The following is a 1,166-nucleotide window of genomic DNA, read 5'->3' as shown; positions in this document are numbered from 1 at the left end:
GGGGTCGAGGTTGAGGATCTCGGCCCAGATGGTGGTCAGGAGTCGTTCGGTGTCGGTGGTGGGGGCTATGCGCTTGTTGGTGGTGAGGGCTTGTCGGTCGGGTGCGGGGAGGGCTTTGGTGTCGAGTTTTCCGTTGTGGGTGAGGGGGATGCGGTCCAGCGTTATGAAGGCGCTGGGGATCATGTAGTCGGGCAGTGTGGTGGCGAGGTGGGTGGTCAGTTCTGGTGCCGGGGGGATTTCACCGACGAGGTAGGCGGTGAGGGTGTTGTTGTGTGTGGTGACGGCGGCGTCGGTGATGCCGTTGATTTCGCGCAGGCGGTGGGTGATTTCGCCGGGTTCGATGCGGTGGCCGTTGATTTTGATTTGGGTGTCGGTGCGGCCGAGGAATTCGAGGGTGCCGTTGGGGTGGCGGCGGGCGAGGTCGCCGGTGCGGTAGAGGCGGGTGCCGGGGGGTCCGTAGGGGTTGGGGATGAATTTTTCGGCGGTGAGGTCGGTGCGGGCGAGGTAGCCGTGGGTGAGGCCGGTGCCGGTGATGTGGACTTCGCCGGGGATGCCGTGGGGGGTGGGGTTGGCGTGGGTGTCCAGGACGTGCATGGCGGTGTTGGGGATGGGGTGTCCCAGGGGGATGGTGGTGAGGGTGCTGGTGGCGGTTTGTCCGGAGTTGCCGATGGTGATTTCGGTGGGTCCGTATTCGGTGGACAGGGTGGGGGTGTGGGGTGCGGTGAGGTGGTGGAAGCGGTGGGCGAGGTCGGTGGTGAAGGTGTCGCCGGCGGCGATGATGTGGCCGGCGAGGGTGCGGGCTTGTTCGGGGGTGAGTTGGTGGGTGAGGAGTTCGAGGTGGGCGGGGGTGAGTTTGATGAAGCTGTAGGGGGCTCGGGTGGTGAGGGTTTGTGCGAGGTGGGTGGTGTCGAGGTGGTGGGGCAGGACGTGGACGGGTTGTCCGAGGGTGAGGGGGGTGAAGATGTTGGGGATGCCGAGGTCGAAGGTGATGGGTGAGAACAGGGGTGCGCCGCCGGGTTGGGTGGCGTAGGTGGTTTGGGTGTAGGCGAGGTAGTTGGCGAGGCCTTGGTGGTGGGCCAGGACGCCCTTGGGTGTTCCGGTGGAGCCTGAGGTGTAGATGATGTAGGCGGTGTCCAGGGGGTGGATGCGACGGTCCGGCGCATGGG

The 1,166-nt window shown here is 66.0% G+C and carries 1 protein-coding gene; it reads right to left on the bottom strand.

Going from position 1 to position 1,166, the window contains the following annotated elements:
• On the bottom strand, positions 1–1,166 hold a 1,166-nt coding region (locus tag ACZ516_RS33865; protein WP_469013626.1), incomplete at both ends, for an amino acid adenylation domain-containing protein.

This window comes from Streptomyces sp. NPDC034037 (assembly GCF_055575715.1).
The sequence above is the reverse complement of the archived record's forward strand: the minus strand, read 5'-3'. Positions and strand labels throughout refer to the sequence as shown.